The organism is Enorma timonensis (genome assembly GCF_000321165.1).
In the GTDB taxonomy this organism is placed as follows: Bacteria; Actinomycetota; Coriobacteriia; order Coriobacteriales; family Coriobacteriaceae; genus Enorma.
Genome location: NZ_CAPF01000048.1, coordinates 1 through 5,962 on the forward strand (window position 1 = coordinate 1; position 5,962 = coordinate 5,962).

4 protein-coding genes are annotated in these 5,962 nt (G+C 65.4%); 1 reads left to right on the plus strand and 3 read right to left on the minus strand.

Going from position 1 to position 5,962, the window contains the following annotated elements:
• Positions 1–144: 144 nt before the first annotated feature.
• Both BN423_RS05385 and BN423_RS05390 read right to left on the minus strand, forming a co-directional pair.
• Positions 145–1,572, minus strand: coding sequence for an MFS transporter (locus BN423_RS05385; RefSeq protein ID WP_019239241.1), 1,428 nt, complete (start codon positions 1,570–1,572; stop codon positions 145–147).
• Between the two features lie 139 nt (positions 1,573–1,711).
• A complete protein-coding gene (locus BN423_RS05390) occupies positions 1,712–3,235 on the minus strand; it encodes a hypothetical protein (RefSeq protein WP_019239242.1) in 1,524 nt (507 codons plus the stop codon).
• Between the two features lie 460 nt (positions 3,236–3,695).
• Here BN423_RS05390 and uidA point away from each other — a divergent pair, with 460 nt between their 5' ends.
• A complete protein-coding gene (gene uidA / locus BN423_RS05395) occupies positions 3,696–5,513 on the plus strand; it encodes a beta-glucuronidase (RefSeq protein WP_019239243.1) in 1,818 nt (605 codons plus the stop codon).
• A gap of 92 nt (positions 5,514–5,605) precedes the next feature.
• On the opposite strand, the gene BN423_RS10745 is transcribed toward uidA, so the two are convergent.
• A partial coding sequence (locus tag BN423_RS10745) for an MATE family efflux transporter (RefSeq protein WP_262358999.1) occupies positions 5,606–5,962 on the minus strand: 357 nt, incomplete at its 5' end.

The window sequence follows — 5,962 nt, forward strand, 5'->3', positions numbered from 1 at the left end:
CAGCCGCCCTTCGTGCACAAACCCGTCAACTTTGTCCGCGAGGCGACCGGCATGGGCGCACGGGCAGCCGCGGCGCACACGAAAACGCGGGCGGGCCCCGAAGGACCCACCCGCATGTAAAATTACCCCTGGGGTTATTTTACGTTACTGGTTCGCCTGCGCGAGCTCCGCCGCGTGCTTCGCGTTGAGCTCCTCGGTCATCTTCTCGACCGTGTTCTTGTCGAGGTTGTAGATGAACTTGAGGGAGATGAACTGCAGCACGGCGCTGAAGAAGTACATGGCAGCGGTGAGATAGCGCATGTTGAGCGCGATCTCATAGGGCTGGTTCGCCTGGAGCGCCTCGTTGTAGCCGAAGGCGACCATGAGCACGAGGCCGATCGAGGGGCCGATACCCTGGGCGATCTTACGGAAGAACGACTGCATGGCGTAGATGGTGTTGTCCTCGCGACGGCCGGTCGACCACTCCTGGTAGTCGATCGCGTCGGCCACGAGCGCGTTGCCCACGCACATGAAGACGCCCATGCCCAGGCCGTAGAGCAGGATGCACACGAAGAAGATGATCATGCCGGTCGCGTCCGGGGTGATGGGCAGCACGATCATGCCGAAGGTGGCGAGCACGCCGAGCAGCATGCACGCGGAGGAGGCTTCCTGCTTGCCGAAGCGGCCGACGATCTTCTTCAGGAACGGCATGAACAGGAACATCGGCATGGTCATGCACATGGTGGTGAGGCCGGAGAGGCGCATGTCGCCGAAGTAGGCCTGGAACATGACGGTCGTCGCGGTGGCGGCGCCGTACATGCCGAGGTACATGGCCACGGTGGGAAGCGTCGCGCCCACGGCGGGACGGTTCTTCATGAAGTCGACGATGGCGCGCAGGAAGTTGAAGCCGTCCTTCTTCGTCGACGGCGGAACCTGCACGCGCTCGATGGTGGTGTGGCACATGAACTGGATGGAGATGAGCGCGATGACGCCCATGATGAGCGCGGTCACGAAGAGCTTGCCGCCCATGATGTTGTTGTTCGCGTCATAGAGCAGCGAGGGCAGGATGGCCGCGACGCCCATCTGCGCCACGAGCGCGCCGAGCGAGCGCCAGGCGGAGAGCGACGCGCGCTCCGACGGGACGTTCGTGATGGCGGCGAGCATGGAGCCGTAGGGCACGTTCACGATCGTGTAGAACGCATCCCACATGATGTAGCCGAACAGGCACAGCATGATCTTGGCGATCTGAGGGGCCTGCGGGAAGGGCAGGAAGCACAGGGCGGCGGCGATGGCCAGGCCGAACGAGCCGTAGTAGATGAACGTCTTGTACTTGCCGCGCTTCCAGTGGTCGACCTTCGCGGCGTCGATGAGGCCGCCGAGCAGCGGGTCGTTGATGCCGTCCCACACCTTGAGCACCACGAGCACCGCGGCGAACACGAGCGAGTTGATGCCCATGTACTGGGTGTAGAACAGGGTGAAGTAGGTGCCGGCGAGCGCGAAGCTCATGTTGCATCCAAAGTCACCGGCAGCGTAGGACAGGCAATCGAAGATGCCTACCTTCTTGCGCTTCTCAGGAATAGAAGAGGTAGCCATGGGACCCCCTTTCCTGGGCGCGCGCAGCACGCGCAACCCAAATGTAAATGTGCCCCCCGATGCGTCTCACCGGGAGGGAAGCCCCGGCCGCGCGCGCCCGCTGTCCCCTATGCGGGCGCGCGCCATGCGGCCGGATGCCTTATAGAACGATGAACGCCATGGTGGCGGGCTCGACCACGAGGTCGCCGGCCGGCACGGAGACCGGATCCATGGCGGGCACCTCGTCGTTCTCGCCGAGCACGAGGTCGTGCCCGTTGAGCTTCATGGTCTGCGCGCGCAGGGTGTCGGCGGAGAGCACGTAGACCTCGGCGTCCTTCGGCAGCTTGACCGTGGTCGCATCGGTCTTGGAGTTGTTGATCACGAGCGCGGCGTAGCCGTCCTTGCCGTCGGCGCGGTCGTGCACGAAGACGTGCGCGCCCTCCTGCACCGGCGCGGTCTCGTAGACCTTCTGGCCCATGATGCGGTTCCACAGCACCACGGCCCACCAGTTCGGGCGCGGCAAGTGCGTCTTGCGGTCGAGGTAGCCGTAGTCGCTCGAGCTCAGCGTGTTGTGGAAGATCACGCCGTCGGTGATGGCGGAGAAGGTGCCGAGCTCGTTGAGGGTGCGGAAGACGTCCATGTAGGTGCTCGCCCAGGTGTCGCCGCCGCCGCCGGCGTCGCCGGACTCGGTGACCCACATCTGCGCGCCGGGCGCCCAGGTGTCGCGGCGCTTCGCGTAGTAGTTCGCGCTCGCGGACGCGGCGACGAGGTACTCCTCGGAGAGCGTCTTGTCGGCGTCCCAGTGCACGCCCAGCACGGCGAGGCGCTCGGAGATGCCGTTGTAATAGTGGTAGGAGAAGACGTCCGGGGCCTCCTCGGCGATCTTGATGAGGTCGTCGGTGTCGAAGACCTCCATGCCGAACTGCTTCATCATGTCGGAGACGCCGGAGACGCCGGCGGACTTGCCGTCCACCTTCACGTCATCGCCGCAGGCAGAGCACGCGACGACCTGGCACTCGGGGTAGTTCTCGCGGATGAAGCGGGCGAAGAGGTCCTGGTCGCGCGCGTACTCCTTGACGCCGTAGCCGGGGATCTTCACCGTGGAGACCATGTTGGGCTCGTTCATGAACTCGGTCGCCTCGATGGGCACGCCGTAGTCGCGGCTGAAGTCGAAGATGACCTTGGCCTGGTCGCTCTTCCACGGGCCGTCGCCGTCATGCGTGCCGGGGCAGTTCGCCACGGAGATCATGAGCTTGGCGCCGATGGCCTTCACGAAGTCGAGCACGCCGACCCACATGTCGCGCGTGAGCACGGCGCGGAAGCCCTCGGGGGCCTTGCCGTCCGCGCAGGTGCCGTCGAAGTCGTAGTAGGTGTCGGTCGCCCAAGAGCCGGAGACGCGCACCCATGCCGGGCCGATCTCCTTCGCGAGCTTGCGCAGGCGCTCGTTATAGAGGTTCGCGGGCGGGAACTCCTCCATGAGGGTGTTGGCGCCCTCGAAGCTGAAGTCCGCGAAGCTCTTGATCTGGGGGAACTCCTCCGTGCCGGCGATCTGGCCGGGCGTGTAGGGCTTCCAGAACGTGCCGCCGGTGACCTCGGTCATCTCGACGTTGTACGAGACGAGGCGCTCGTCGACGGTCCTGGCCTCCTTGAGCTTCGAGGGATCGAGCTCGATGCAAACGGGCATGGGGTCTCCTTTCTCACCGTGCGGCGATGCTGGCGAACGCGACGCCGGGTCAAACCCGCGCCCCGAGCGCGTCGCATCGTGCGCACCCCTCCCATGGCACGACTAATATATTACTTCCGCGCCCAGGCGCCCCCGGCCGCGCCGGGTTGCTCCGTGAACGGTTGCGGTTTATCGCCGAACGGGGCTGGCGGGGGTGCGCAACGGGAAGCACGCGGCGTTATGCAGGGTAAATCCCTGCGCGTCAAGATGCGGCTCCCCTGCTGGCGCACTGCCTTCGAGCGCAGGCGCGCCACCCGTCGCGCACCCGCCCCGCTCGCCGTCGGAAGCCCGCCGCTCGCGGAAAAGTCGTCGCGCATCCGAGAATTCCCCGTCTCTGGTATATCACTTTTGGGTAAGGTTCAAGCGTCACCGCAAGGCGCGCGCCCGGAGGGGAGCGCGCCGGCTCGCACTAGGAGGTACTATGCTCTACCCTGCACAAACGTCCTCGCGCTTCGTCGAGAACCTCAGCGGCGTCTGGGATTTCAAGCTCGATGACGGCACCGGCCTCGACCAGAAGTGGTACGCGAAGCCGCTCGAGGACGCCACCACCATGGCCGTGCCCGCCGCCTACAACGACCTCAAGGAGGGCGTCGAGTACCGCGACCACTACGGCTGGGTCTTCTACCAGCGCAAGATCGCCGTCCCCGCCTTCGCCATGGGGCAGCGGGTGATGCTGCGCTTCTCGAGCGTCACGCACCATGCGCGCGTGTACCTCAACGGCGAGCTCATCTGCACGCACGAGGGCGGCTTCCTGCCCTTCGAGGTGCAGATCAACGAGTTCCTCAAGCCCGGTGACAACCTGCTCACCGTGGCCGTGTCGAACATCATCGACTACACGACGCTGCCCGTGGGCGGCAAGTCGAGCATGATGGGCGGCCTCATGGGCGGCATGATGGGCGACACCGGCGAGTCCAAGCCGCGCAACAACCCGAACTTCGACTTCTTCAACTACGCGGGCATCCTGCGCCCCTGCTACATCTACACCACGCCCGAGGCGCATATCGAGGACATCGACCTCGTGCCCGCCGTGGACGGCGACGTCGCGACCATCTCCTACAAGGTGACCGCCGTGGGCGAGGGCGCCTGCACCGTCGAGGTCTTCGACCGCGAGGGCGAGAAGGTCGCCGAGGCCGAGGGCTGCGAGGGCGCGCTCACCATCGAGGGCGTGCACCTGTGGAACCCCGGCGCCGCCTACCTCTACAACGTGAAGGTCACCTACGGCGAGGACGTCTACGAGCTGCCCTACGGCGTGCGCACCGTCGAGGTGCGCGGCAAGCAGTTCCTCATCAACGGCAGGCCGTTCTACTTCAAGGGCTACGGCAAGCACGAGGACACCTTCCCGGCCGGCCGCGGCGAGAACATGCCCATGAACGTGAAGGACATCTCGCTCATGAAGTGGCAGGGCGCGAACAGCTTCCGCACGAGCCACTACCCCTACAGCGAGGAGATGATGCGCCTGTGCGACGCCGAGGGCATCGTCGTCATCGATGAGACCACGGCCGTGGGCGTGAACCTGGGCTTCGGCGGCGGCGCGAACGCGCAGGGCCAGGGCGTGCGCACCTTCGACCCCGTGAACGGCGTGCAGACGCAGGAGCACCACAAGGACGTCATCCGCGACCTCATCGCGCGCGATAAGAACCACGCCTGCGTGGTCATGTGGTCCATCGCCAACGAGCCGGATTCCGCCGGCGAGGGCGCCTACGACTACTTCAAGCCGCTCTACGACCTAGCGCGCGAGCTCGACCCGCAGAAACGCCCGTGCACGCTCGTGAGCGTCATGATGCCCGACCCCACCAAGGACGTGAGCGCCCAGCTCTCCGACGTCATCTGCCTGAACCGCTACGCTGGCTGGTACGTGTGCGGCGGCGAGGACTTCGACAAGGCGCCGATGATCCTCGAGCGCGAGCTTGAGTACTGGCAGAACGTGGTGGGCAAGCCCGTGGTGTTCACCGAGTTCGGCGCGGACACCGTGGCGGGGCTCCACAACACCACGCCCGTCATGTACACCGAGGAGTACCAGGTCGATTACTACAAGATGAACTGCGACGTGTTCGACAAGTTCGACTGCGTCGTGGGCGAGCAGGTGTGGAACTTCGCCGATTTTGCCACCTCGCAGAGCCTGCTGCGCGTCGAGGGCAACAAGAAGGGCCTCTTCACGCGCGACCGCAAGCCCAAGCTCGCCGCGCACTGGTTCCGCCAGCGCTGGCACGAGATCCCGGACTTCGGGTACAAGGCGTAACCGCACCCTGTACCATGTGAGATAACCCCTGGGGCTTTGACAATGTCAAATTACCCCAGGGGTTTTTCGACGCTTGCCGTCCCCGTCCGCCGTCAGGCCCTCGCATCGCGCCGCAGCATCTGGGCAACCCTGACGGCGCAGTACGCGAGCTGGATGCCGGGGGCGCTCCTGATGCCCGCGCGGATGCGGTCGAATCGCCGCGCGCCGTAGTTCTGCCCCGCGTAGGAGGCCACCGCCATGCCCACGCTCTCCATGGGCAGGGTGAAGAGCTGGCGGATCTTCTCGCCCGTGGTCTGCGCGGTCACGGTCACGGTGCCGAAGGAGTTGATGGCGCCCTGCATGGCGAGCGCGCCCACCGCCGAGACGGAATACTCGAAGCCCATGGGCAGGCCGATCACGCCCATGCCGAACACGAGGATGAATGAGTCATTGGGGACGGGTTCAAATTG